This window comes from Rhizobacter sp. P2_H2 (genome assembly GCF_056403375.1).
Map to the genome: position 1 here is coordinate 1 of NZ_JBFUFP010001450.1, position 1075 is coordinate 1075.

At 71.5% G+C, this 1075-nt stretch carries 2 protein-coding genes; both read right to left on the bottom strand.

Going from position 1 to position 1075, the window contains the following annotated elements:
- The coding region (locus AC1D15_RS33840; RefSeq protein WP_477829511.1) for a carbohydrate-binding protein at positions 1-278 on the bottom strand (278 nt) is incomplete at its 3' end.
- A gap of 154 nt (positions 279-432) precedes the next feature.
- Positions 433-1075 (bottom strand): hypothetical protein (locus AC1D15_RS33845; RefSeq protein ID WP_477829512.1); only part of this gene is annotated, 643 nt, incomplete at its 5' end.

The following is a 1075-nucleotide window of genomic DNA, read 5'->3' on the forward strand; positions in this document are numbered from 1 at the left end:
GGCGAAGGCGCCGGAGACGGTGCGGGCGCGGGCGGCGGCGTACCGCTGCTCACGCCGAGGTCGGTCCACAGGCTCGCCGTGGTCGGGTTCCAGCCGGTGCTGGCGTAGTCGGTCTGGCTGACCAGCGCACGGTAGTCGTGCCCGTTGTACGACACGACAGTGCCGGCGGCGTAGAAGGTGTCGGCCTTCCAGGCGGGGTAGGCGGCATAGGCCGACGCGCTGGCGACGGACGTCGCCAGCGCGGCCAGCAGGCGCAGCTTGTGCGGGGCGTTGAACATGGTGGGATCTCCCTCGGCAAGTCGATGAACCCCACCTGCGCGGCGGGACGGCGATGCCCGATTGGCGCATGGAACCAATACGCTACCAGGCAATACCATAGTAATACCAGTAACGAGCGGTGTGAAGCGCGGAGATCCCGGAGCGGGGCGCCCTTCAAAACGGCCAGGTGCCTGCAACAAAGGCGATCCGCCGCGTCGGCAGCCGCGCGATGGCAGCGGTCGGCGGCCCGCCGAACCAGCGCAGGCCGGCATCGAAACGCCAGCGGTCGCCCTGCCAGCCGAGCGCCGCGGTGGTGATCCGGCCGCGGTCGGCCGGCACCAGCAGCAAGTCGACCACAGGTTGCCAGCCTTCGTGCTCCCAAGCTGCACGCAGATACACATTTCTGCGGGGTTGAGGTGCCGCGGCGAGACCGTCGGACCACACCTCGGCCGTCAGGCTGAGCTTGCTCTCGCCGGTCCAGGTGGCGCCGGCCAATGCTTGCGTGATGTCCGGTGCCGGCGGTGCCTGCTGCGCACGCCGCAGCGAGGCGTGCAGCTCGAGGCTGTCGGTCGCGACCCACGACGTGGCGGCGCCCATGCTGCCGCGCGAGCGCGCGCCGACGCGTGCAAAGCCGTGCCAGTCGGCCGACCCGACGCGCCGGTACACGCGCGCGGCGAACGCCTCTTCATCGCCACCCGCGCGCGCATCGCTGCGCGGGTTGACCCAGACCAGCGTCCACGCGGTGTCGGCATCGAAGTGCTCGGCCTGCACCACGCCGCGGCCCCGCGGCGTGGTCGCGAGCAGCGTGCGGCGCTGC